We start from the raw sequence: 24,113 nt of genomic DNA, 5'->3' as shown, positions 1-24,113 counted from the left end.
GGAAAATGGCGTCATTTTCTGAGGGTCCCCGCTGCCGCACGAACTCGCCCCCGGCCGTGACGCCGCCCCGTGGTTCCCCGCGTGTCCAGATGGTGAGCTTCAGATGGTGAGCTCTGAATGGTGAGCTCTAAATGGTGAGCGCGTTCTCGATGCGCCTGAGGTGGTGCCTGGCCAGGGCCAGGTTGGAGCGTTCGCGGTCGAGCACCAGGTAGAGGAAGGTGTGGCCGCTGCTGTCGGACAGGAGCCTGATGATGTGGTACTGCTTGGCCAGCGTGATCAGGATGTCCTCGACGGCGTCGTTGATGTTCAGTGCGGAGAGGGTCCTGACCTTGGCCCGGACGACCTCGGTGTTGCCCGCGGCGGCCACCTCCAGATCGAGGTCACGGCTGCCTCCGATGGTCCCGAGGCACATGCCGCTTTCGTAGTCGACCAGCGCCGCGCCAACGGCGCCGTCGATCGTCATGGTTTCCTTGAGGGCGGTTTCGATGTTCATGAGCTTCTTTCCAGGGGGGGCGCGTGCGTCCCGGCACCTCGCCAGGAGACGCGGGCAACCGATCAGACGTCCAGGCGAGCCAATTTGTGGCTGCAGATACGTAAAGTACACTTATCTACTACCGTTAGTGAAGTGCAATATGGTGTAGTAGCGGATGATCGGCTCATCCGGGGACATACCTAGCGCTTCAGTCCCCGGTCGGGGTGCGACCGGTGCCGGCCCGCGGAACGCGGGTGGCCCGCGTGACGCCCCGGATCCCTCCGGGTCAGCCCGGGGGTGCGCGGTGGCACCGGGGCCACGCCCTCTCCCGGCCGGGCGCGCCCGTGGAAGACCTGGGGGACGAAGTGGCGAAGGCCGGTCCACATCCCGTACGTGAACGACTCGCCCCCCGCGAGCAGAACCAGAGGTGACCTTGTGCCGTCGTCGGCCGTGACCCAGCCGATGCCGTCCCGCGGAGCGGTGGGCCGCTCCCCTTCCCGGAACGGGATGACGGCGTGACCGCCGGGGAGCCGGAGGTCCTGGGCGAGATCGGAAGATTCCTGCTCCGGCTCTCACGCGAGGGGTTCTCCGGCGTGCTCCGCGTCGAGGGCGGCCCGGGAGGGGCGCTGTGGATCAGGGACGGCCTCGTGGTGGGCGCCACGACCCCGGCGGCCCCCGGGCCGGAGTCGTTGCTGTTGCGGTCGGGCCGGGTGTCGGAGAAGGACTGGACCGACGCCTACACGACCGGCGCCCCCGCCGACCGGCTGGCCGCCGAGCTCGCCGGGCGCGGGGTCATCGGCGAGGCGGCCCTGGAGGCGGTGTGCCTGGCCGCGCTCTTCGACGCGGTGTTCGCCATGGTCCTCTCCGGCGTCGAGTCGTGCGCCGCCGAGTCGGTGGGCCCCGGCGACCGTCTGCCGCTGCTGCCGGTCCTGCCGGGCATCGGGCACGAGCGGCTGGCGCGGGAGACCGCGCGCCGGATGGGGCACGCGGAGCATTGGCGGGAGATCGGCCTGTCCATGCGTGTCAGGCCGGTGCCGCCGGTGGTTCCCGCTCCCACGCTGCTCGGCTCCGACCGCATCCGCCGCGCCGTCCTGGAGCGGGCGAACGGCCGCCGCACGCCGCGCGACATCGCCTTCGTGCTGGGCAAGGGCCTGTTCGCGGTGATGAGCGAGATCGCCAGGATGGTCGAGGAGAGGGTGCTCGACCTCGGCGGTCCCGGCTCCGCGGCAGCGGGGCCCTCCGTTCCCGCGCCCGAGGAGGACGAGGACGAGAACCCGGCCACCCGGCTGCCGCGCCGCCGCCCGGGCACCAGCAAGATCAACGAGGTACTGGCCCTGGTCGGGGGAGGACAGGTCCCCGCGCGGCCCCTGCTCGCCCCGAGATCCCTGCCGCAGGAGGCAAAAGAGGCCGGTCCTGCCGGTGAGTGACGCACCAGGCGGCACCGTGCCGCGCCCTTGTCTCCCCGGGGCCGAAACCCGGGGGCCCCACGCTGGAGGTATCCGATGACCAAGCAAGCGGTGCTCGCCGAGCTGAAGATCCTGCGTGATCAGGTGACCGGGGTGCTGGAGACGGCGGTGGCGTCCGTGGACGGGCTCCTCGTGGCGGCCGACAGCGAGGGGGCGAGGCCCGAGGTGCTGGCGGCCCTGGCCGCCGCCACGCTGGGCCTGGGCAAGCGCACCGGTTACGAGGTGGGCATGGGGGAGCTTCGTGAGGTGGTGATCCGCTGCCGCAGCGGATACATCGTCGTCTACGCCGTCCGCCAGGAGGCGCTGCTCGTCGTGCTCGCCGACGAGGGGCTGGACGTCTCCCGGCTGCACGTGGAGTCCCGGCCCACGGTCGAGAGGCTGGGCGCGCTGCTCGCCGGTGCCTGACCGGGACCCCGCCGGTGGCCCGGACAAAAGACCCGGGCCGTAGACCCGGGCCGGTCCAGGGGCCCGGCCAGGACCAGGAATCCGGCCAGGACCAGGGGCCAGGCCAGGACCAGGGGCCAGGCCGGGGCCAAGGGCCCGGACCCGCCCGGGGACCCGGACCGGACCCGGACCAGACCCGGACCCGAACCCGGACCCGAACCCGGACCCGAACCCGGACCCGAACCCGAACCCGGATCGAACCCGAACCCGAACCCGGACCGGACCCGGACCCGGTCGCTCAGGACACGTCGACCCAGTCGAGGGTGCGCTCGACCGCCTTCTTCCAGCTCTCGTAGCCGGTGGCCCGCTGCTCGTCCGACCACCGGGGCTCCCAGCGGCGGCCCTCCTGCCAGTTCTGCTTGAGCTCCTCGGTCGACTTCCAGAAGCCGACGGCGAGCCCCGCCGCGTACGCGGCACCCAGGGCGGTCGTCTCTGCCACGACGGGCCGGGAGACGGGCACGCCGAGGATGTCGGCCTGGATCTGCATGCACAGGTCGTTGGCGGTGACGCCGCCGTCGACGCGCAGGACGTCGAGGGCGACGCCGGAGTCCTGCCGCATCGCCTCGACCACGTCGCGGCTCTGGTAGCAGATGGACTCCAGGGTGGCCCGCGCCAGGTGGGCGTTGTTGTTGAAGCGCGACAGGCCGACGATGGCGCCCCGGGCGTCGGACCGCCAGTACGGCGCGAACAGGCCGGAGAAGGCGGGGACGAAGTAGACGCCGCCGTTGTCCTCGACCTGCCGGGCGAGCGCCTCGCTCTGCGCCGCCCCGGAGATGATGCCGAGCTGGTCGCGCAGCCACTGCACGGCGGAGCCGGTCACCGCGATGGAGCCCTCCAGCGCGTACACCGGCGGCTCCTCGCCGAAGCGGTAGCAGACGGTGGTGAGCAGGCCGTTCTGGGAGCGGACCAGCTCGGTGCCGGTGTTGAGCAGCAGGAAGTTGCCGGTGCCGTAGGTGTTCTTGGCCTCGCCGACGCCGAAGCAGACCTGCCCGACGGTGGCGGCCTGCTGGTCGCCGAGGTCGCCGGAGAGCGGGACCTCCCCATTCAGCGGGCCGTTCGCGCGGGTGGTGCCGTACAGGCCGGGGTGGGAGGAGGGGGCGATGGACGGCAGCATCTGACGGGGGATGCCGAAGAAGGACAGCAGCTCGTCGTCCCAGTCGAGGGTCTCCAGGTCCATCAGCATCGTGCGGCTGGCGTTGGTCGGGTCGGTGACGTGCACGCCGCCGTCGGTGCCGCCGGTCAGGTTCCACAGCAGCCACGTGTCGGTGTTGCCGAAGATCGCCTCTCCGGCCTCGGCCGCCTCGCGCACCCCGTCGACGTTCTCCAGGATCCACTGGATCTTGCCGCCGGAGAAGTACGTCGCCGGGGGCAGGCCCGCCTTGCGGCGGATGACGTCGCCCCTGCCGTCGCGGTCCAGGGCGGAGGCGATCCGGTCGGTGCGGGTGTCCTGCCAGACGATCGCGTTGTGGTACGGGCGCCCGGTCCTGCGGTTCCAGACCACCGCGGTCTCGCGCTGGTTGGTGACGCCGAGCGCGGCCAGGTCGGAGGCGGCCAGGCCCGCCCTGTTCATCGCGGTCTCGATCACCGCCCGCGTGCGCTCCCAGATCTCCGTGGGGTTGTGCTCGACCCATCCGGCCCGGGGCAGGATCTGCTCGTGTTCGAGCTGGTGCCGGCCTATCTCGTTGCCGCCATGATCGAAGATCATGAATCGGGTGCTCGTCGTTCCCTGGTCGATCGCTCCGACGAAGTCAGGCATGGATGGTGCCTCCTCTGTGAGACTCTCCGGGAGATCTGCCGCTCTCCCCGTAACGGTTCCCGATCGTGGTCGCGGTCCCGCTCCCGTTCAGGCGGGGGCGGTCCCCTCGTCGGACGGCACCCGCCCCACCTCGGGACCGGCGTCCTCGGGGGGCAGGAACCTGGCGATCAGGGCCTGGTACAGGAACGCCCCGATCAGACCCCCGATGACGGGCGCCACGATCGGCACCCAGAAGTAGAGCTGGCCGTACTGATCCTGCCAGGCGGTCTCGTATCCGGTGAGGTACGAGGCGAGTCGCGGCCCGAAGTCGCGGGCGGGGTTGATGGCGTACCCGGCGTTGGTGCCCCAGGCCATCCCGATGGCCACCACGATCAGGCCGACCACGAAGGGGGCCAGGTTGGCCAGGGGGGCCGAGTTGCGCGCGTCGGAGACGGCGAGGATGAGCAGGAGCAGGATCGCGGTGCCGATCACCTGGTCGCGGAAGGCGCCCCAGGTGCCGACGGGCAGGCTCCCGTTGCCGGGGAGGGTCGAGAAGACGCCCTGGGTCTTGATCGTGAGCCCGGGGTCGGCCTTCTGCAGCACCTCGCTGTAGTTGAAGCGGACGATGAGAGCCGCCACGAAGGCGCCCGCGGTCTGCGCCAGTGAGTACGGCAGCACCTTGCGCCAGGAGAATCCCTTGAAGGCGGCCAGCGCGATGGTGACGGCGGGGTTGAGGTGGGCCCCGCTGATGCGTCCCGCGACGTAGACGCCCAGGGTCACGCCGAGCCCCCACGCCCACGCGATGCTGTCGTGGTCACCGATCTCGGCCGCCACGACCTGGGCCACCACCGCCACCCCGAACAGGATCAGGATCATGGTGCCCACGAACTCGGCCGCCAGCTCGCCGACAAGCCCCCGGTTCTTCAGGCGTTCCGCCATGTTCTTCCCCTCACAACGCCGCACGGATGCCCGGACGGTAGGCGGGAATTCCAGGGCAGTCAACGGTAAAGTGACGAAATTGTTGAATTTTGGTCAACAATCTAAGTCATCGGTAACGTGACCGGAATATCCGTCAACGTCCGCACTTGCGATATCTCCGCTCGGTGAGATCCCTGTCACCGTCCGGCGTCCCCGGCTGTGAGGGCCCAGTCCCGGGTGGAGCCGCGCGAGGCCGCCCAGGGCCGCTCAGGCGGGAACCTTTGCCGGGTACGGAGGTCAACCCGCAGGTCAGACGGGGATGAGAAGCGTATCGTCAGTGCGCTTTGGAGGAATTCGATGGGCCGTCTCAGAGTGGGCAGGGCCGGTGTGGTCGTCGTCGCGACGGGGGTCGTGCTGGCCGGATGTGGATCGACGGGACCGGACGAGAACGACGAGCAGAGGGCCAGGGTGGCGGCCGCGGCCAAGGCGTCGGCCGCCGCGGCCTCGCAGGCCAACCTCCTCAAGGCCAAGACGCAGGCGGCGGCCAAGGTCAAGGCCAACGAGCTCGGGCAGGTGCCCGTCCTCATGTACCACCGGGTGGTCGACAAGCCCTCCACCCAGGACGACCGCACCCCCAAGCAGTTCCGCACCGAGCTCGAGCGGCTGGCCAAGGAGGACTACGTCGCGGTCACCGCGGCCGAGTTCGTCACCGGCCGCATGGACATCCCGGCGGGCAAGCACCCTGTCGTCCTCACCTTCGACGACTCCTCGCCCTCGCAGTTCGAGCTGGACGGGAGCGGGCTGCCCAGGCCGAACACCGCCGTCGCGATCCTCCAGGACGTCGCCAAGACCCACCCGGGCTTCCGCGGCGTCGGAACGTTCTACGTCACGCGCGACATGTTCGGCAAGGCGACGCCGGAGGAGGGGGCGCAGATGCTCCTCTGGCTCACCGACAAGGGATTCGACATCGGCAACCACACCCGCGACCACCTCAGCCTGCGCGGCAAGCCGAAGAAGGCGGTCACCTCGGAGGTGGCGGCGGGCCACCGGCTCATCACCGGCCTGATCAAGGTGCCCCCGGTCACGCTGGCCCTGCCGTACGGCAACCAGCCCGACACCAAGGAGTGGGGCCGCAAGGGCTCCTCGGGGGACGTCTCCTACGACTACGGCGGCGTGTTCCTCGCCGGTTACACCCCGGCGCTGTCGCCGTTCAACAAGAAGTTCGACCCGCTGGGCATCCCGCGCATCCGCTCGATGGACAAGAAGGGCGACTGCGCCAAGTTCTGCTCCGTGGCCTGGCTCGACTGGCTGAAGACGAACGCCGACGAGCGCTACACCTCCGACGGCGACGTGAAGACGGTCGCCTTCCCCAAGTTCAAGGCGCCCTTCGTGGCCAAGTCCTTCACCGACCGCGTCCTGCCCTACTGACCCGGTGCCGTCCGGCCCGGCATCGCCGGGCCCGCACCGGCCCGACACCCGCCCGGCGCCGACCTGGCGCCGGCCTGGCGCCGGCCCGGCCGCCCGCTCCCACCGACCGGGCGGCCCCGGGGCCCCACTCTTCCGGGCTCTTCCGGACCCTCCCCGATTCTTCCGGGGCTGTCGTCCCGGCCGTCCTGGGTCCCCGCGTCCCGGGCACCCAGGACGGTCCCCCGGTGTGACCCCAGGGGTGACCAGGGTCAGCCGCCGGGGAGCTCCTCCAGGGGGACGACCACGGTGCGCGTCGAGCCGTCGGGGCGCAGGATCTCGACCTTCGCGTCCTGGCCGGGCTTGAGCTGGGCGAGGACCGCCGCCAGCTCCTGGGTCGACGGGGTGGGCATGCCGTCGACCGAGACGAGCAGGTCCCCGGCCTTGAGCCCCGCCCGCTCCGCGCCGCTGTTCCGCTGTACCCGTACGACGCTGACGCCCGCGGGCTGCCCGCTCATGTCGATCACGGTCCGTACGACGACGCCGAGCGCGGCCCTGCGGGTGTTGGTGACCCTGCCGTCCCTGATGATCTGGGTGGCGACGTCCTTGACGGTGTTGGCCGGGATCGCGAAGCCGATGCCCGGGGCCTGGGCGTTGCCGAGTTCGGGGTTGACGGCGGTCAGGGTCGGCACGCCGACGACCTCGCCCCTGAGATTGACCAGGGCGCCGCCGCTGTTGCCCGGGTTGATGGGCGCGGAGGTCTGGATGGCCCCGCTGATCGTCGCGCCCGGCGAGCCCTCGCCCCCGGGCTCGGTGACCGTGCGGCCCAGCGCCGAGATGATCCCCTCGGTGACGCTGCCCGACAGGCCGAGCGGGTTTCCCATGGCCATCACGATCTCGCCGACCCGCAGCCTGGCGGAGTCGCCGAAGACGGCGGGTTTCAGCCCGGTGGGGTCGTCCACCTTGATCACCGCCAGGTCGCCCAGCTCGAACGAGTCGACCAGCCGCGCCGTGCGCGGCGTGCCGCCGTTGGCGAGCGTGACCTTGAAGCTCCTCGCGGACCCGACCACGTGGGCGTTGGTGACGATGTGCCCGGCGGTGTCGTACACGATCCCCGAGCCGAGGCCTTCCCCCGTGGTGATCTGCACGATGGACGGCAGCACCCTGGCGATGGTCCGCTCGTACGCGGCCTCCAGGGCGTCCGGGACGGGGCCGGGGGTGCTGGGGGAGCCCCTCGGGGACGCCTCGGCGGAGGTGCTCGCCGATGCGCCGGGTGTGGGGGCGCCGGGCGAGCCCGCCGTCCCCGCCGTTTGCAGTCGCAGGTCCTGGCCGCAGCCCGCGAGCGTCATGACGGCGGCCGCCAGCAGCGCGGTGCCTGTCGTTGATCCCCCCATACAGGGGTATTTGCCCAGCTCAGGCAGGAAGATACTTATTACGAAGGTCGCTCCGGCTGAGCTTGCCCGTGGGGGTACGCGGCAGCCGGTCGCGGTACTCGATCACCCGGGGGTGTTTGAGGCGTGCCAGCCGGGAGTCGCAGTGGGCCAGCAGCTCCCCGGTGAGCTCCGCGCCGGGGACGGCGCCCGGCACGGGCTGGACCAGCGCGACGACGCGCTGGCCCCACTCCGGGTCGGGGACGCCGATCACCGCCACGTCCGCCACCGAGGGGTGTTCCTGGAGCACGGCCTCGACCTCGGCCGGGTAGATGTTGACCCCGCCGGAGATGATCAGGTCTGTGCGCCGGTCACAGAGGAACAGGTAGCCGTCCTCGTCCAGGTAGCCGATGTCGCCGGGGGTGTAGAGGGCGCCGAGCATCGTGGAGGCGGTCTTGGACGGGTCGCGGTGGTACTCGAAGTGGTTGATGCCGCCGATGTAGACCATGCCGGGCTCGCCGGGCGGGAGCACCGCGCCGTCGTCGCCGATGATCGTGAACGCGATGCCGTCGATCGCCCGGCCGACGGTGCCCGGCCGCTCCAGCCACTCCGCCGAGGAGACCATCGTGGCGACGGCGGCCTCGGTCGAGCCGTAGTACTCCCACAGCACGGGGCCGAGCCACTCGATCATCGCCTGCTTGGTGGCGGGCGGGCAGGGCGCGGCGCCGTGATACAGATGCGTCAATGACGATAAATCGTGCTTTGTCCTGGTAGAGGCGGGCAGGGCCAGCAGCCGGTGGAACATGGTCGGCACCATGAACGCGTTGGTCACCCGGTGCCGCTCGATCAGCTCCAGCGTCTCCTCGGCGTCGAACCGCTCGGTCACCACGAGGGTGTGCCCGAACTGCAGGGCCATCATCGCCTGGCCGTACGGCGCCGAGTGGTAGAGCTGAGACAGCAGCAGGTGGACGCCGTCGAACGGCAGCCCGAAGTGCCGCCAGCCCTTGCGCATCAGGATCGGGTAGAGGTCCTCGGGGCTCAGCTCGATCAGCCGCCGCCGCACGCCCTTGGGCTTTCCGGTCGTCCCCGAGGTGTAGAGCATCATCGACCCGACCCTGCGCGCCTCGGGCGGCGTGACCGGCCGGCCCTCGGCCAGGGCGCCGGTCTCCACGAACCCGCCGGGCACCGCGTGCCCGTACCGCTCGGAGCTCACCACCACCCGCGCCGCGCAGTCGGCGACGATGTAGCCGATCTCCTCGGCCGTGTAGTGCCAGTTGACCGGGACGTGATAGGCGCCGACCTGGTACGTCGCCAGCATCATCGTGATCGCGTCGACCCCGTTGGGCAGGACCGTCACGACGGTGTCCCCCGGCCGGGTGCCGCGCGCCAGCAGGCCGTGCGAGACCTGGTTGACCCGCTCGTGCAGCTCGCCGTAGGTCGTGGTCACCGCCGGGCGCGCGCCCGCGGTCGTGCTCGCGGCCGGGTCGCCGGTCGCGGCCGGGTCCCGGATCACGGTCGCGTCCCCGGTCACGGTCGCGTCCGCGACGACGGCGACGCGTCCGGGATCGGCCGCCGCGATCTCGTAGAAGCCCCTCGTAGCCCTCATGGCGCGACCATACAGAACGACATTCTGTTCATGGAAGGGGAAAGACGGTTACCTGGGCTGATGCACACCTCGTGGCCGAAGCGTAATAAACGACGATGCGTCGAATCTTTCCGTCGTGACATAACCTGACGCGTATGGCGGACGTCGGCGGCAACTCCTCCGGGCGCTCTCACGAGAGATACATCCCCTCATATGACGCGCCCACGGCTCCCATACCCGCCATTCCCGCCGAGGACGGTTCGATCATCAGCCCCCGGGTGCCCCGGAGGTTCCCCATCGGCGACGGCGAGGAGACCGCTCTGGTCTCCAGGCCCCCTGGATCGTTCCCCCGCCCCCTGGCCGCGCCCGGCGACCGGCGCGACGAGCCGGAGGCGGACGCCGGTCAGGTGCGCGAGCCGGGCGGGCTCGGCACGATCCCGGTCAGGCAGGTAGGCGGATCGGCCGGCCCCTGGCGTCCCGACAGGAACGGGATGCCCGGCCGTCCGGGCACCGGGGCCCGGGCGGGCACCGGCGACGGGAACGGCGACGGGCCCGGTGCGCAGGACGGGCAGGGCGTGGCGGCGGGGTGGCCCGGCGCGGCCCAGCGGCCCGAGGTGTTCGGGGAGTCGGCTCTCCAGGGCGGGCCCGGCGGCGCGGGTGGCCCGGAGGCCAGGGGCGGGGCGAAGAGGTCCGGCGGCCTGCTGATGCGGATCGGCGACATCCCGATCCGGGTCGCCTACAGCCTGGGGGCCGCCGCCCTCACCGGTGTCATCGTGGTCCTGATCTTCGTGCTGTTCTCCGGTGACGAGCCCGGCGATCCGGCCGGGGTCGGCCGGGCCGTGCTGCCCACCGCGAAGCCCTCGCCGACCGTCTCGCCGATCACGCTGCCCGCCCTGCCGGGCGCGACCGCCCTGCGGGTCCTGCCGGGCAGGCCGAGCGTGGTGCTGGGCGCGGTGACCGACACCAGGTCCGCGCTGACCTACGTCAGCCTGGGCGCGCCGTGGGTGACCAAGGCCGTGCCGTCGTTCTCCGTCGGCCAGCAGGTCGGCACGGCCCGGCTGCCGCGTACGGTCATCGCCTCGGGGCCGCTTCCCGGCGCCACCCCGGCCAAGGCCCTCAAGAGCGACGCCGACTACCGCAGGGCGGCGCTGAACGCGGTGAGGTGGACGATCCGCAACCACCACCCCGCGGGCGGCAAGGTCGCCTGGACCGCCTCGCAGCGGACCGCCGCGGGCAAGGGGTGGATGCTCGGCTACCGGGTCACCTACGAGGTCAAGGGCGAGAAGCGCGTCTCCCAGGCGGCACTCGCGGTGATCGACGTCGGCCGCCGCAAGCCCTCCGTGCTCTTCGTGACCGTGCCCGACACGCGCAAGCGGCTCTGGGCCGACATCGCCCCCCTGATGGCGAGCGCCCGCGCCCTCTGACGCGCTCCCCCCGGCTCCCGGGGGCTTCCCGGACCGATCCGCGAGGGCGGCGTACCCGGTGATGGGGGCCGCGCGTTGTGATGGAAGTACCTTCTAGAATATGGTTCTGGCATTGAATCCTGTCTGGAGGCTGTCATGGCGATCGGGTTGAGCGAGGAGCACGAGGCGCTCCGGGAGTCGGTGACCAGGTGGGCGGAGCGCAACGTCCCGTCCGAGGTCGTGCGCGCCGCCGTCGCGGCCGAGGGGGAGGAGCGCCCCGGTTTCTGGGCGGCGCTGGCCGGCCAGGGGCTGCTCGGCCTGCACGTCCCCGAGGAGCACGGCGGCAGCGGCTACGGCCTGCTGGAGACCGCCGTCGCCGTCGAGGCGCTCGGCGAGCACGTCGCCCCCGGCCCGTACGTCCCCACGGTGCTCGCCAGTGCCGTGATCCTCGCCTCCGACGGCAAGGCCCACGCCGAGCTCCTGCCCGGCCTCGCGGACGGCACGCTGACCGGCGCGGTCGCGCTGGGCGCCGCGATCACCGGCACCCGGGGCGAGGACGGTGCCCTCACGATCGGCGGCACCGCCGAGCTGGTCCTGGGCGGCACGCTGGCCGACGTCCTGGTGCTCCCGGTGAGCACCGACCGCGGCGAGGAGTGGGTCGCGCTCGACGCCTCCGCCGCGACCGTCACCCCGGTCAGGGCGCTCGACGTGACCCGGGGGGTGGCCAAGGTCGAGCTGGACGCGGTCACCGTACCGGCGGGACGGGTCCTCGACGGGCTGCAGGGGCCCGGGGTCCTCAACCTGGCCGCGATCCTGCTCGGCGCGGAGGCCGCGGGCCTCGCGTCGTGGTGCGTGAGCGCCGCCGCCGGGTACGCCAAGGTCCGCGTGCAGTTCGGCCGCCCGATCGGGCAGTTCCAGGGCGTCAAGCACAAGGCCTCCCGGATGCTCGTCGCCCTGGAGCAGGCCCGCGCGACCGTGTGGGACGCCGCCCGCGCCACCGACGGCACGGGCACCGAGACGGAGGTCTCGGCCGACGAGCTCGCGTACGCCGCCGCGATCGCGGGGGTGGTCGCCCCCGACGCGGCCGTGCTCTGCGCCAAGGACGCCATCCAGATCTTCGGCGGCATCGGCTACACCTACGAGCACGACGCCCACCTGTACTACCGCCGCGCGCTCACCCTGCGCGCCCTGCTGGGTTCCTCGGGGGAGTGGGCCGAGTCGGTCGCGGAGCTGGCCCTGAACGGGGTGAGCCGGGAGCTGGAGATCGAGCTGCCCGAGGAGGCCGCCGAGCTGCGCGAGGGCATCCGCGCCGAGATCGCCGGGTTCGCCGCGCTGGAGGGCAAGGAGCAGAAGCGGGCATTGGCGAGCGCCGGATACGTCATGCCGCACCTGTCCAGGCCCTGGGGCCGCGACGCCAAGCCGCTGGAGCAGGTACTCATCTTCCAGGAGCTCAAGGCCGCCAAGGTCAGGCTGCCCCAGATGATCATCGGCGCCTGGGTGGTGCCCTCGCTGGTCTCGTACGGCACCCCCGAGCAGCAGGAGCGCTTCCTGCCGCCCACGCTGAGCGGCGAGATGATCTGGTGCCAGCTCTTCTCCGAGCCCGGCGCGGGCTCCGACCTGGCGAACGTGCAGATGAAGGCCGAGAAGGTCGAGGGCGGCTGGCGGCTCAACGGCCAGAAGATCTGGACCTCCGTGGCGCACTTCGCCGAGTGGGGCATCTGCATCGCCCGCAACTCCTCCGAGGGGTCCAAGCACGAGGGCATCACCTACTTCCTGGTCGACATGAAGGGCCCCGGCGTCACGGTCAGGCCGCTCACCGAGATGACCGGGGAGAACCTGTTCAACGAGGTCTTCCTCGACGACGTGTTCGTCCCGGACGACCTGGTCGTCGGCGAGGTGGGCCAGGGCTGGAAGGTCGCCAGGAACACGCTGTCGAACGAGCGGGTCTCGCTCTCGTCGGGTTCCGGCGGCACCGGCTCGTCCGTCCCCGACCTGCTGGGCCTGGCCGGGCGCCTCGGCAGGGAGCTCACCCCCGCCGAGCGCCAGGAACTGGCGCACGTCGTCTGCGAGGGCCACTCGATCGCCGCGCTCGGCCTGCGGGTGACCCTGAAGCAGCTGACCGGCCTGGAGCCCGGTGCCGACGCCTCGGTGCGCAAGCTCCTGTCCACCTCGCACGCCCAGCACGTCTCGGAGTGCGCGGTCTCGCTGCTCGGTTCCTCGGCCGTCATCGCCGCCGACATGAAGCTCGGCGACGCGGGCTACTGGAACCGCGCTGTGCTCTCCACCCGGGCCATGACGATCTACGGCGGCACCACGGAGGTGCAGCTCAACATCATCGCCGAGCGCATGCTCGGGCTGCCCCGCGACCCCGAGCCCGGCAAGTGACCCGCGTGCCGTAGCGGGGGACCTCGCCCGTGAGGGCGGCGGGCACGTGCCGCCCTCACGTCGTCCCGGGAGGGCCGCCCTCCTCGTGCCGTCTCTTCGTGTCGTCGTGGGGCGTGCCCTCGCCCGCCCGTGATCTCGCGGGCGGGCGTCGCCCGTCAAGACCCGTTACGTCCAGTTCGTGGCGGGTCTTGACCGTTCGGTTAGGCTTCGCGCATGTCGATGCGGTTCCGGCCAGGTGTGGTCGTGCGGAGCGCCGTCGCCGGCGCCGTCCCGCTGCGCTGGTTCGGCGCCGTGATCCGCCGGGTCTACCCCCGGCTGGACGCCGAGCTGGCCCGCGCAGAGGAGTTCGCGCCGCGCGGCGGCACCGCCGTCGACGTGGGCGTCTGGTACGGGCCGTGGACCGCGAAGCTGCGGCGGCTCGGCTGCGACGTCGTCTCGATCGAGGCCAACCCCCGCCTGGCCGCCATGCTCGAACGGACCTTTCCCGACGTCAGGGTGATCGCGGCGGGCGCCTCGGACCGCTCGGGCACGGCGCGGCTGTGGATCCCCGGCGGCGGGCGGGGAGCGGAGGCCACGGCCTCGCTCGTCCACGGCGAGGGGGAGGGTGTCCCGGTGGACGTCCCGACCGTCACCATCGACGAGCTGGAGCTGAAGGACGTCCGGTTCATCAAGGTCGACGTGGAGGGCCACGAGCTCGCCGCCCTGCGCGGCGCCGAGCGGACCGTTCACCGCGACCGGCCCGTCCTGCTCGTCGAGCTGGAGACCCGGCACCAGGACATCGGCCTGGTCGTCGACCAGCTCGCCGAGTGGGGCTACACCGGCTCCGTGCTCACCGGCGGGAACTGGGTCCCGCTGGACGGCTTCGACCTGGCCGCCCACCAGGAGGCGGCGGTCGGCGAGGTGGAGCGGAGCTTCATCTCCCGCCTGCTCAAGCCCGGCGGCGAGTACGTGAACATGGTGCTGTTCCGCCCCGCAGCCCGCTAGTGCGCGCCCTTCGCGCCTCCACCCCGCTCCTGGCCCCCGCCCTGCTGGGACTGGTCCTCGGGGTGCTCGCGCTCTGGCCCGCGCTCGGCCCCGGCTTCGTGCTCCGCTACGACATGGTGTTCGTGCCCGACCCGCCGATCCCGGCGATCTCGCCGACCGGCGCGGGCTTCCCCCGCGCGGTGCCGAGCGACCTCGTGGCGGCCCTGCTGTCGTCGGTCCTTCCCGCCCAGATCGCGCAGAAGGCGATCCTGCTCGGGATCTTCGTGCTCGCCGCGACGGGCGCCGCGGCCCTGGTGCCCGGGGAGCGCCGGGTCGCCCGGCTGGCCGCCGCCGCGTTCTACGCCTGGAACGTCTACCTCGCCCAGCGGCTGCTGCTCGGCCAGTGGGCGCTGCTGCTCGGGTACGCGGGCCTGCCGTGGGCGGTGCGCGCGGTCACCCGCGAGGGGGTCTGGAGGACCGCCCTCGCCCTGATCCCCGCGGCGGCCGGGGGCTTCCAGGCGATGCTCGTCTCGGCGATGACGGTGCTGCCGGTGGCGGGCCGCCGGGCCCCGCGCGCCCTGCTGGTCGTCGCCGTGCTGAGCCTGCCGTGGCTGGTCCCGGCGCTGGGCAGTGCGGCCGTCACCGACCCCGCCGGGGTGCGGGCCTTCGCGCCGCGCGCGGACGGGCCGCTGGGCACCCTCGGCAGCCTGCTCACCCTCGGCGGCGTGTGGAACTCGGGAGCCGCCGTACCGGGACAGGAGACCTGGTGGTCGGCCCTGGTCCGGCTGGCCGTGGCCGTGGCGGCGGTGGCGGGGTACGCCCTGCTCAAAGGGGGGTGGCCGGTCGCGGGGCGCGGTCACCGGGATCAGGCCCCGGTGGAGGGAAGCGGCAGGGACTCCGGTGAAGGTGACGGGGTGGACGGCGGGCGGCCCGCGTACTGGGGCGGGCTGGCGGTCGCGTCGGCGGCGGGGCTCGCGGTGGGGTGTGCCGGGGCCTTCCTGCCGGGGGCGGTGGAGGCGATGGTCGGGCTGTGGCCCGGCTTCGGGCCGCTGCGCGACGGGCAGCTCTACCTCGCCCCCTTCGTCCTGCTGCAGGCGGTCGGCCTGGCCGCGGTGACCGCGCGGCTGGCCCCGGCCGTCCGCCCCGGCATGCTCGCGCTGCCCCTGCTGGTGCTGCCCACCTTCGCGCTGGGGGCGTTCGGCCGGCTGGTCGCGGCCGAGTACCCCCCGGACTGGTCCAGGGTGCAGAGGATCGTGGACGCGGATCCCGCGCCGGGCGCGCTGCTGACGCTGCCGTGGGGGGCCTACCGGGCGTTCGGCTGGAACGGGGGCCGGGTGGTGCTCGACCCGGCGGTCAAGCTCTTCCAGCGCAGGGTCGTCTGGAACGACGGCCTGCCGGTCGGGCTGGGGGACGGCCGCACGCTCACCCTCGCCACCGAGGACCCGCTGGCGCGCAGGGTCGGCGCGGTCCTCGCGGGGTCCGGCCCGCTGACCGGGCCGCTGGCCGCGGAGGGGATCAGCCACGTGCTGGTCCAGAGATCGAACGAGAACCTGTTCCGCGCCAGGCTTCCCGGCGCACGCCTGATCTTCGCTGGTCAGGACCTGCTTCTCTTCCGCCTCTGATCCGTTGAGATGCAACTATGTCGTGATTTACCAGCTGGTAACATTATTTATCACATTTTTACCGATTGACTAGCTGAAGACCTGTATCAGGTTCTACTGTCGGGCAGACCGCACGACCACGCGTTGGAGGGAGAACTCGAGTGTTGCGAGTGATTGCCGCTCTGGCGGTAGGGGCGGTGCTGGCGGTCGGAGCCTCGGTAGCCGTCACGAACGTCGCGGCGCCGACCCCCGAGCCGCCTAACAGACCGCTCTACAACTACGGCACCAGGTGACGGCCCGGGGCCGTCGCACGGCCCCGGCAGCCACCTGACCGCCGGAACCCCTCGACGCGAGGGAAACCCGTTCCGGGTCACGTCGACGCGACAGGGCTTGGCCGCCGCATGCGCGGATTCCCCCCGACGCCTTTCTCGCGTGCCGTACGGCGGCGGTTCCCCGGACACCCGTCGTACAGGGGTGTGCCACACGGAGTCACAGGAGATGCAGGAGATAGGAGTGGTCGTGGCCGGACAGGGCGCCAGGGCGACCCCCCGGGCCTCGGGCCCGCCGCCCGCCGCGGGCCTGGTGGCCGCGACGGGACGGCAGCGGCCGTCCATGCGCGGGGTGCGCGTCGCCGTCCTGAACTTCCGCGAGCCGCTGCAGTCCGTGGCGGGCGGCGCCGAGGAGTACGCCTGGCAGGTCAGCCGCTACCTGGTCGGGCAGGGGGCCTCGGTCACCTTCGTCACCTCCAGGGAGCCCGGGCAGCCCGCGGCCGAGGAGCGCGACGGCATCGCGCTGCGGCGGATGGGCAACCCGTTCCTGGTCTACCTGCTGGTCCCGCTCTGGATGCTGTGGCGGCGCCGGAACTTCGACGCCGTCATCGACTGCATGAACGGCATCCCCTTCTTCGCCCCCCTGGTCGTGCGGCGGCGCACGGCGGTCGTCTCCCTGGTGCACCACGTGCACGACCGCCAGTTCCACGCCTTCTTCCCGCGCTGGCTGGCCCGGATCGGCTGCTTCGTCGAGGGGCCGGTCGCCCGGCTCGTCTACCGGCGCCGCGCGACCGTCACCGTCTCGGAGTCCTCCAGGAACGAGCTGCGCGAGCGGCTCGGCTGGCTCGCGCCGATCCAGGTCATCCCGAACGGCAGCCCGGTGGCCCGCCCGGTCGCGAGCGTCGGGGACACGACGGGAGATCCCGCCGTGGTCTACCTCGGCAGGCTCGTCGGCCACAAGCGCGTCGAGCGGGTGGTGGACCTCGCCGGTGACCTCAAGGAGACCTGGCCCGGCATCCACGTGCACGTCATCGGGCGCGGTGGCGAGCGGGAGCGGCTCGCCGCCCACGCCGCCCGCCGAGGGCTGGAGGACCGGGTCCACCTGCACGGCTTCCTGCCCGAGGCCGCCAAGAACGCGATCCTGGGGGCGGCGCGGGTCAACGTCACCGCCTCGGAGTTCGAGGGCTGGGGGCTGACCGTGATCGAGGCCGCCGCGCTCGGCGTCCCGACGGTCGCCTTCGACGTGGCGGGACTGCGCGACTCGGTACGCGACGGCGTCACGGGCTGGCTGGTCAGGGAGGGTGAGGCGCTGGCCGACGTGGTGGACCGCGCGCTGCGGGAACTGTCGGACCCGGCCAGGCGCGAGGAGATCCAGCAGGCGTGCAGGCTCTGGGCCGCCGAGTTCACGTGGGGAAGAACGGGCGCTACGATGACCGGATTAATCACCACAGAACTATCCAAAAACGGTCGTCACCTCCATGTATCCGATCCCTGTCTCGCCACGGGTGAGACCGACCCGCCATAAGTGTCCGTGACCTCTGAGGCGTGGATCGCCCGCCTGACCGCGCCTCCCGCGACGTTCGGGGCCTCCGACACCGGGATCCGCCGCAGGCTCAGGTTGCTCGCCGGATGCCTCTTCCTGGCGGCCGTCGCCTTCAACATGGCGCCGGGCATGCTCATCGCCGAGACGAAGCTGGACATGCCGATCAACCCGATCGGCTTCCTGTCGCAGGCGCTGAACATGTGGGACCAGGACTATCTGGGACACCTGCAGAACCAGGCGTACGGCTACATCTTCCCGATGGGCCCCTTCTACACCCTGCTGATCAACGCGGGCATGCCGCCGTGGGTGGTGCAGCGGCTCTGGGTGACGCTGATCCTGTGCGTGGCCTTCGTCGGCGTCGCCCAGGTGGCCAGGGCGCTGCGGATCGGCGGGCAGCTCGCCGGGGTGCTGGCCGGTCTCGCCTACGCGCTCGCCCCGCACGCGCAGGCGCTCATGGGGTTCAACTCGGTGGAGTTCGCCCCCAGCGCCGTCCTGCCCTGGGTGCTGCTCTTCCTCGTCAAGGGGGCGCGGGGGGAGACGAGCCCGCGCAGGGCCGCCGGCCAGTCGGCGCTGGCGTTCCTGTTCGCGGGCGGCATCAACGCCGCCGCCGAGCTGGCCGTGCTCGTCGTACCGATGATCTATCTGCTGACCCGGGCGGGCGGCCCGCGCAAGCGGCGGCTGATCGCCTGGTGGCTCGCCGCGATCGCCGCGGTGTCGTTCTGGTGGCTCGTCCCCCTGGTGATGCTCGGCCGGTACGTCTTCTCCTTCATGCCGTTCACCGAGAACGCGTGGACGACCACGGTCGTGGGCTCGCTCACCAACGTGCTGCGCGGCATGAACAGCTGGGTGGCCTTCCTGCCGGTGGACGGCCGCCCCTTCCTGCCCGCCGCCTACGACCACGCCACGACGCCCTGGCTCGTGCTGGTCACCGCGCTCGTCGCCGGGCTGGGGCTGGCCGGGCTCACCCTCGCGCGCACGCCCGAGCGGGCCTTCCTGCTCCTGACCACGCTCGTGGGCGTCGCCATCCTCGCCGCGGGGCACGCCGGGCCGCTCGCCGAGCCCATCAGGGCGCTGCTGGACGGCCCGCTCGCGCCGTTCCGCAACCTGCACAAGTTCAACGCGCTCGTACGGCTGCCGCTGGTGCTCGGCCTCGCCGCGCTCGTCTCGTACGTGGGGGCGCGCAGGGCCCTCGTCCGCCTCCCCGTCGCGGTGGCGGGGGCCGGGCTGGTCGGGCTGACCTTCGTCCCCGTCGCCACCGCGGGCATCGCCCCGAGCGGCGCGTTCGCCGACGTTCCCGAGCACTGGCGGCAGGCGGCCTCCTGGCTGGACGACCGGGCCGACCAGGGCACCGTGCTGGTCCTGCCGGGAGCCAGGCGCGGCGAGTACACCTGGGGGCGGCCGCTCGACGAGCCGTTCCAGCCGCTGCTGAAGAAGGCCCGCTGGGTGAGCAACACGATCGTGCCGTGGGGCACGGCCGGCTCCAACCGGCTCGTCAAGGCGATCGACGACCGCTTCGCCAACGGGCAGGGGTCGGAGGGGCTCACCCGGACCCTGCGCCGGATGGGCGTGCGCTACCTGCTGATCCGCAACGACCTCGACAGGGTCGCCTTCGGCGACGCGTGGCCCGCCCGCGTGCACGAGGCGCTGGACCGTTCTCCGGGCCTGAACCGGGTGCGCGGCTTCGGGCCCACGGTCGGGTTCGAGGACTCCTCGACCGGCGCGGGCTGGCTCGACCAGCCGTACACGTCCCTGGAGATCTACGAGGTCGCCGGGGCGCGTCCCGTGGTCGGCACGGTCGCGGCGCAACGGCCGCTGCGGGTCTCCGGCGGCCCCGAGGCGCTGCTCACCATGGCCGAGGAGGGCGTTCTCGACGACGACCGGCCGGTGATCCTCGGCGACGACCCCGGCGCGGACACGATCCCCGCCGCCGACACCGTGCTCACCGACACCATGCGGCGGCGCGAGCTGGTGGTGAGCGACCTGCGCAGGCCGTACGGCGAGACGATGACGCCGGACGAGCCCTACGAGGGCCAAGGGCCCGCCTACGATCTCACCGACCCGGCGTGGGCCGAGCCCAAGACCGTCGCGGTCTTCACCGGGATCAAGGGCGTCACCGCCTCCTCCTCGCAGTCCAGGCTCGGCGTGACCCCCGGGACCCGCGACGGCGGGCAGCAGCCGTACTCCGCGGTGGACTTCGACCTGCGCACCGGCTGGCGCTCCACCGGCTGGGAGCCGCCCACCGAGCAGTGGCTGGAGGTCCAGTTCGCCGAGCCGATCTCGGTGCCCTCGGTGCAGGCCGTCTTCGAACGCTCCGAGAACGCGGTGACGGTCTCGGAGGTCATGGTCGAGACCGACACCGGAAAGGTGCGCACCCGGCTCGGCCTCACCTCGCTGTGGGAGAAGCTGAACGTCCCGCCGGGCAGGACGTCCCGGATCCGGATCCGGGTCACCGGCGTCCTGCGCGACCCCAACCCCCGGGTCGGCATCACCGAGCTGTCCATCCCCGGAGTCCGCCCCGGGCGTACGCTCGTGGTGCCTGGCGCTTCCTCCGCGGACCCCGCCTCACCGGGGCAGACGGTCGTGACCAGCCGGACGGACACCGCCCCCGGCTGCATGCTCGGCTCCTACGCCTGGACCTGCTCGGACAGGCTGCGCTTCGTGGGCGAGGACGGCTACGCCTTCGACCGGTCGGTGCCCGTCGCCACCGGAAGGCGCGTGCTGGAGGGCAGGGCCGTGCTCACCGACCAGCGGGTGGCCGAGACCGTGCTGATGCCCGCCGGGAGCTTCCCGCGCGCCACCGCCTCCTCCACCGCGGGCGACGTCCCGGCCACCGGCGCCTACGCGGCCTTCGACGACGACCGCAGGACCATCTGGTACGCCGGGGACAAGGACCTGACGCCCTCGCTCTCCGCCGAGCTGGGCAGGAAGGTGACCCTGTCCCGGCTGCGCGTCGACTTCCCCGACACCAGGCTGGGCGCCCCGCCGGTCCGGGTCACCGTCGAGACCGACGGCGGCGTCCGGTACGCCTGGGCCTCGAAGGACGGCTGGATCCGCTTCGCGCCGATGAGGGCGAGCCGGGTGAAACTCACCTTCGCGGCCCTCGGCTCCTGGCGGATGGAGGTGCTCGGGGTGGCCATCCCGGGTGTCGCGCCGCTGCCCACCCCGGACGCGCAGCCGGTGAGGATGCCCTGCGGGTTCGGCCCGACGCTCACCGTCAACGGGGTCGAGACGCCCACCGAGATCCACAGCGGGACCCTGGGCGACCTGCTCGACGGCCGCCCGGTCGGCTACCGGGCCTGCGAGGCGGTGTGGGCGCAGGGCGGCACGCTGCGGGTGCGCGCCGCCGCGCTCCAGGGCTTCCGGGTCGACTCGATGGTCCTGCGCGCCACCGGCGGTGGCACCGGGAGCGCCAGAGGCACCGGAAGCGGTGAGCGCGGGAGTGACGGAGGCGGCGGGAACACCGGGAGCGGTGAGCGCGGGAGCAGCGGGAGGGCCGAGAGCGCTGGAAGCGCGGAGATCGCCGGGGGTGCCGGGGGTACCGGGGGTGCGGAAAGCCTCGCCGGGACCGGGACCGGGAGCGCGGCGGCGCCGGTGACCCTGCGGGCCGCGACGGTCGAGAGGTGGGACGCCGGGGAGCGCCGGGTCAGGGTCTCCACGACGGAGCCCTCCTACCTGGCGCTCGGCGAGAACTTCAACCGGGGCTGGCAGGCGTCGTTCGGCGGGCGCGTGCTGGAACCGGCCCGGCTGGACGGCTGGCGGCAGGCGTGGCTGCTGCCCCCCGGGAGCGGGACCGTCGTGATGACGTACGCCCCCGACGGCCTCTACCGCACGTCGCTGATCGCGGGCTGGGCGCTGGTCGCGCTGGTCCTCGTGCTCGCCCTGGCCCGCGCCCGCCCGTCCCGCGCGCTTCCCGTGTCGCCGCCCGCCGCACCGCGCGCGGCCTGGCTGTGGCCGCTCGCCCCCGCGCTGGGCCTCCTGGCCGAGGGCTGGGCCGGCGCCGCGCTGGCCGGTCTGGTGGCGGCGCTCGCCCTGTGGCTGCGGGGCGTCGCCGGGGCCGGGCACAGCGCGGGCGGCCTGCCGTACCGGATGGGCCGGGTGCTGCTCACGCCGTTCCCGGTGGCGGCGACGCTCGGCGCGGCCGGTCTCGCGCTCGGCTACGGCGGGGACGCCGGGGAGGTGGTGGCGCAGTACCTCTGCCTGGTCGTGCTGGGCCTGCTGCTCGCCGCGGCGCGCGTGCCGTCGCCGCCCCGCCCGTGGCTGCCGGCACGGGCACGGACGCAGGACGGTCCCCTCCAACCCGCGGAGCGACGATGATCGACCAGAGGCTGCGCGGCGTGCTCCTCCTGGCCGGTGGCGCCTTCCTGCTCACGCTGGCCGCGCTGGTGCGCCTCTACATCTATCCCAGCGGCCTGGTCCTGCCCGCCGAGCAGGACCGGATCACCAAGCTGACCACCGAGTCCGGCTCCTACTTCGACACCGCCACCCTGCGCACGCACCGGGGCGTCCCGTTGGAGACGGTCGTGGCCAGGTACGGGGACACGGTCAGGTCCACGCCCGATGTCGCCGTGTGGACCGAGTTCGTCTCCCTCGCCACCCGTGACGGGCAGCGCGTCGACTACCACGAGCGGCGCGCCGCCTTCGACCGCCGTACGGGGCAGGCGGTCAACTGCTGCGAGAACTACGTCGACGAGAACGCCAACCCCGCCCCGCGCGGGCTGGTGTTCCGCTGGCCCTTCGGCGCCCGGCCGGTCGCCTACCCGGTCTACGACCCGCTCGTCCGGCGCCCGGTGGCCGCCCGCTTCGAGGGGATCGAGACGCTGTACGGCGTCCGGGTCAACCGCTACGCGCAGCGGCTGGTCAACGAGCGGCTCGTCCAGCAGGCCATGGAGCTGCCCGGGTCGGTGCTCGGCCTGGGAGGCGGTCCGGGCGGCGCGAAGCCGTTCCCCGTCAACGCCTACCTCGACGGGAGCCGCACCTTCTGGGTGGAGCCGGAGAGCGGCATGGTGATCGGGATCAGGGAGAACCTGGTCAAGACCCTGCGCACCCCCGACGGCCGGGGGCGGCTGGTCGCGCTCGCCGCCGACATGCGCACCAGCGCCGGGGACGAGCGGTGGAACGCCGGGGAGGCGGGTCAGTTCCGCCGCTGGACGACGCTCGTCAATCAGGTGATCCCGCTGTCGTGCGCCGTACTCGGCGCGCTGCTGCTGGTGGCGGGTCTGCGCGTGCAGGCACGCGTCCCCGCTCCCGCGGGCTCCGAGGGTGAGGACGTGGACGGCCCTCGCGAGAAGGACGGCGACGAGGACGGGGAGAAGGTCAGCGGCGGCGAGGACGGTGGAGCCGCAGTGCCGGAGCCTCGACCAGCCGGTGGCTGAGGTCGGCGAGCAGCACGGTGAGCGCGGTGCACACCACCAGCGTCGTCAGCAGGCCGCCGGTGAAACTCTGCTGGCCGGTCAGCTCGTACCAGCCCACGATCACCACGAACTGCCACAGGAAGACGCCGTAGGAGATGCGGCCGAGATAGCGCATCACCCGGTTGCCGAGCAGCGAGCGCAGGGGAGAGGGTTCGGGGGTCTGCAGGGCCACCGGAGCCAGCAGGGCCAGCACGAAGACCGTGTAGAGGGTCATCTCGAAGATGTCCGTCCACAGGTCCTGGATCTCGAAGAGGCGGCCCCCCGCGACGGGGCTGGCCGCGACGGCGTAGACGAGGGCGGCGATGATCCAGCAGGTCACCCACGACTCGCGCAGCCCCCTGGTGAGCCGCCGCACCGGTGCGTCCGGGTCGGTCTCGGCGTGCGCCCAGAGCGAGACGACGGCCAGCGCCATGCCCGTCGCGAAGTAGAGCATCGACCGGGGGAGCCAGAGCCCGAGCTCGGGCCGGTGCACGGGGACGTGGCTGAAGATCGCCCAAAGGGGGGAGACCAGGGCGAGCGCGCAGATGCCGGTGAGCAGCAGCCGGGCCCTGGCCACCGGGTCCGCACCGCGCCGCGCCAGGGCGCGCAGCGCGACGGCGATCAGCGGGAGGACGAGATAGAAGGTCATCTCGACCGACAGGCTCCACATCTGTCCGAGCCCCGGCGGGCTCGCGCCGCCCCACCACGGGTCGGGGACGTAGTTCTGCACCAGCAGCAGGAAGGGCAGCCACCTGACCGGGTCGGCCGCCTGCGGCCAGGACCACAGCGACAGCGCGACGGCGACCACGAGCCAGTACGCGGGCAGGATGCGCAGCGCCCGCTTCCACAGGTAGTCGCCGGTGCCGGGGCGCGCCCCGCCCTCCATGGCCTCCCGGGCCCAGGGCCGGTAGAGCAGGAAGCCGGAGAGGAAGAAGAACACCGGCACCGCGATGTCGCCCCGGGAGAGCAGCGCGGGCAGGAAACCCTCGCGCAGGGACGCACCCGTCGTGCTCGCCACGTGGTATACCAGGACGCCGAAGGAGGCGACCGCGCGGACGCCGTCCATGGCGTCGAGATGCCCGCCGACCACCGGGAGGTCCCGCACGTCCCCGCCGGTCGGCGCCCGGTGAACCGGCATAGAACCTGTTTCGGTCACTTTTTGGCA

General features: G+C 72.6%; 17 protein-coding genes. 11 read left to right on the top strand and 6 right to left on the bottom strand.

Going from position 1 to position 24,113, the window contains the following annotated elements:
• Positions 1–127: 127 nt before the first annotated feature.
• Positions 128–493: a hypothetical protein gene (locus tag AC5L38_RS10635; protein ID WP_495242591.1), complete on the bottom strand. Its 366-nt coding sequence runs from the start codon at positions 491–493 to the stop codon at positions 128–130.
• A 494-nt stretch (positions 494–987) separates the two neighbouring features.
• Here AC5L38_RS10635 and AC5L38_RS10630 point away from each other — a divergent pair, with 494 nt between their 5' ends.
• Together AC5L38_RS10630 and AC5L38_RS10625 are read left to right on the top strand one after the other, a co-directional pair.
• On the top strand, positions 988–1,899 hold the full coding sequence (locus tag AC5L38_RS10630; RefSeq protein ID WP_495242590.1) for a hypothetical protein: 912 nt from the start codon (positions 988–990) through the stop codon (positions 1,897–1,899).
• Positions 1,900–1,974: 75 nt separating this feature from the next.
• Positions 1,975–2,343 carry a roadblock/LC7 domain-containing protein gene (locus tag AC5L38_RS10625; protein WP_495242589.1) on the top strand — a complete coding sequence of 123 codons (369 nt, stop codon included), beginning with the start codon at positions 1,975–1,977 and terminating at the stop codon, positions 2,341–2,343.
• A 277-nt stretch (positions 2,344–2,620) separates the two neighbouring features.
• On the opposite strand, the gene glpK is transcribed toward AC5L38_RS10625, so the two are convergent.
• Positions 2,621–4,138, bottom strand: a complete 1,518-nt coding sequence (glpK, locus tag AC5L38_RS10620) for a glycerol kinase GlpK (protein WP_495242588.1) — start codon at positions 4,136–4,138, stop codon at positions 2,621–2,623.
• A gap of 87 nt (positions 4,139–4,225) precedes the next feature.
• Positions 4,226–5,056 carry an MIP/aquaporin family protein gene (locus AC5L38_RS10615; protein WP_495242587.1) on the bottom strand — a complete coding sequence of 277 codons (831 nt, stop codon included), beginning with the start codon at positions 5,054–5,056 and terminating at the stop codon, positions 4,226–4,228.
• 336 nt (positions 5,057–5,392) lie between these two features.
• On the opposite strand from AC5L38_RS10615, the gene AC5L38_RS10610 reads away from it, so the two are divergent.
• A complete protein-coding gene (locus AC5L38_RS10610) occupies positions 5,393–6,463 on the top strand; it encodes a polysaccharide deacetylase family protein (RefSeq protein ID WP_495242586.1) in 1,071 nt (356 codons plus the stop codon).
• Positions 6,464–6,711: 248 nt separating this feature from the next.
• Here AC5L38_RS10610 and AC5L38_RS10605 read toward each other — a convergent pair whose 3' ends face one another.
• Together AC5L38_RS10605 and AC5L38_RS10600 are read right to left on the bottom strand one after the other, a co-directional pair.
• Positions 6,712–7,833, bottom strand: coding sequence for a S1C family serine protease (locus AC5L38_RS10605; protein WP_495242585.1), 1,122 nt, complete (start codon positions 7,831–7,833; stop codon positions 6,712–6,714).
• 19 nt (positions 7,834–7,852) lie between these two features.
• Entirely contained in the window at positions 7,853–9,415 is a 1,563-nt protein-coding gene (locus AC5L38_RS10600) for an AMP-binding protein (RefSeq protein ID WP_495242584.1), read from the bottom strand.
• 134 nt (positions 9,416–9,549) lie between these two features.
• Here AC5L38_RS10600 and AC5L38_RS10595 point away from each other — a divergent pair, with 134 nt between their 5' ends.
• The 8 genes from AC5L38_RS10595 (at position 9,550) to pgfA (ending at position 22,930) form a co-directional block, all read left to right on the top strand.
• Entirely contained in the window at positions 9,550–10,818 is a 1,269-nt protein-coding gene (locus AC5L38_RS10595) for a hypothetical protein (RefSeq protein ID WP_495242583.1), read from the top strand.
• 135 nt (positions 10,819–10,953) lie between these two features.
• Positions 10,954–13,182, top strand: coding sequence for an acyl-CoA dehydrogenase family protein (locus AC5L38_RS10590; RefSeq protein ID WP_495242582.1), 2,229 nt, complete (start codon positions 10,954–10,956; stop codon positions 13,180–13,182).
• A 213-nt stretch (positions 13,183–13,395) separates the two neighbouring features.
• On the top strand, positions 13,396–14,166 hold the full coding sequence (locus AC5L38_RS10585; RefSeq protein WP_495242581.1) for an FkbM family methyltransferase: 771 nt from the start codon (positions 13,396–13,398) through the stop codon (positions 14,164–14,166).
• Complete coding sequence (locus tag AC5L38_RS10580; protein WP_495242580.1) at positions 14,166–15,767, top strand: hypothetical protein; 1,602 nt, start codon at positions 14,166–14,168, stop codon at positions 15,765–15,767. Before AC5L38_RS10585 ends, AC5L38_RS10580 begins: the two co-directional genes overlap by 1 nt.
• Before the next feature lie 140 nt (positions 15,768–15,907).
• Positions 15,908–16,039, top strand: coding sequence for a hypothetical protein (locus AC5L38_RS10575; RefSeq protein WP_344745256.1), 132 nt, complete (start codon positions 15,908–15,910; stop codon positions 16,037–16,039).
• Between the two features lie 205 nt (positions 16,040–16,244).
• On the top strand, positions 16,245–17,540 hold the full coding sequence (locus AC5L38_RS10570) for a glycosyltransferase family 4 protein (RefSeq protein WP_495242579.1): 1,296 nt from the start codon (positions 16,245–16,247) through the stop codon (positions 17,538–17,540).
• A 6-nt stretch (positions 17,541–17,546) separates the two neighbouring features.
• Positions 17,547–21,872, top strand: a complete 4,326-nt coding sequence (locus AC5L38_RS10565) for an alpha-(1->3)-arabinofuranosyltransferase domain-containing protein (protein ID WP_495242578.1) — start codon at positions 17,547–17,549, stop codon at positions 21,870–21,872.
• Complete coding sequence (gene pgfA, locus AC5L38_RS10560; protein ID WP_495242577.1) at positions 21,869–22,930, top strand: cell envelope lipid trafficking protein PgfA; 1,062 nt, start codon at positions 21,869–21,871, stop codon at positions 22,928–22,930. The genes AC5L38_RS10565 and pgfA overlap by 4 nt, the downstream gene beginning before the upstream one ends.
• Here pgfA and AC5L38_RS10555 read toward each other — a convergent pair.
• On the bottom strand, positions 22,872–24,086 hold the full coding sequence (locus tag AC5L38_RS10555; protein ID WP_495242576.1) for an acyltransferase family protein: 1,215 nt from the start codon (positions 24,084–24,086) through the stop codon (positions 22,872–22,874). The genes pgfA and AC5L38_RS10555 overlap by 59 nt on opposite strands.
• Positions 24,087–24,113 lie beyond the last annotated feature (27 nt).

The organism is Streptosporangium nanhuense (assembly GCF_059358815.1).
The sequence above is the reverse complement of the archived record's forward strand: the minus strand, read 5'-3'. Positions and strand labels throughout refer to the sequence as shown.